Origin of the sequence: Rhodomicrobium lacus, from assembly GCF_003992725.1 — a bacterium.
Taxonomy (GTDB): Bacteria; Pseudomonadota; Alphaproteobacteria; order Rhizobiales; family Rhodomicrobiaceae; genus Rhodomicrobium; species Rhodomicrobium lacus.
The window spans coordinates 1-1012 of sequence record NZ_RZNF01000011.1 but is presented as its reverse complement, the minus strand read 5'-3'; the positions used below and the strand labels follow the sequence as shown (position 1 = coordinate 1012).

1 protein-coding gene and 1 pseudogene are annotated in these 1012 nt (G+C 59.3%); both read left to right on the top strand.

What is annotated here, in order from left to right; all coding sequences use genetic code 11:
• Positions 1-668 (top strand): annotated as a pseudogene (locus EK416_RS09475) (IS5 family transposase); the annotation flags it as partial.
• A gap of 180 nt (positions 669-848) precedes the next feature.
• Positions 849-1012, top strand: a 164-nt coding sequence (locus EK416_RS09470; protein WP_164729953.1) for a transposase, incomplete at its 3' end; no start/stop codon positions are given.

Below are 1012 nucleotides of genomic sequence, written 5' to 3'. Positions count from 1 at the left end.
GTGCTGAACGGCATCTTCTGGCGGCTGCGCACCGGTGCGCCGTGGGCCGATATTCCGGCCCGGTATGGCCCCCATACGACCAGCGTGAACCGCTTCAACCGCTGGCGAAAGGCGGGCGTGTGGGACCGGCTTCTCGAAGCGGTTTCAAAGGCTTACGACGGCGACATCCCGATGATCGACTCGTCATCCATCCGTGTCCATCAGCACGCGGCCAATGGTAAAAAAAAGTCGTCCGATCCTGTTGCATGGGTCGCTCGCGGGGCGGCCTGACGACGAAAATCCACGCATTCGTCGACGCCAACGGCCTGCCGATCACGTTGAAACTCACCGAGGGGCAGGCCGGCCGCTCGGCCGAGGACATGCTGGACGAGGTCAAGGCCGGCGCGATCCTGCTTGCAGACCGCGCCTATGATAGCGACGGTTTGCGCCATACCCTCGAACAGCGCGGCGCGTGGGCCAACATCAGGCTCATGCCGAACCGGAAGAGGCGTCCGGCCTTCTCGGCGTGGCTTTACCGACAGAGAAATGCCGTCGAGCGCTTCTTCAACAAACTCAAAGACTTCCGCGCCGTTGCAACCCGGTGCGACAAGCGCGACGACAACTTCCTCGCATCCGTCAAGCTTGCATCAGTCCGTATCTGGTTACGAAGTTACGAGTCGGTGACCTAGACTAGTACTAGGATTCCGCCGACTATTGCCAGCTTGCGCTTGCCGTCACCATTTGATCGCCTCAATATCTATCGTCGTCGAGAACATCGTACCGACTTTTCATGCCCTAGGCTCAGGACCTATTAATTTCCATTAAGATGTGATTCAAAGCCTTTCCCAGGAGGAAGAGGTTTTGATTCGATGAGCGCACTGTTTTTGCTGAGCGAGCGCCAGATGGCGCGGATATCGCCGTTTTTTCCGCTGCCGCATGGGGTGCCGCGCGTCGACGACCGCCGTGTGGTGAGCGGCATCGTTTACGTCATCAAGCACGGCCTTCAGTGGAAAGACGCGCCGAAGGCGTATGG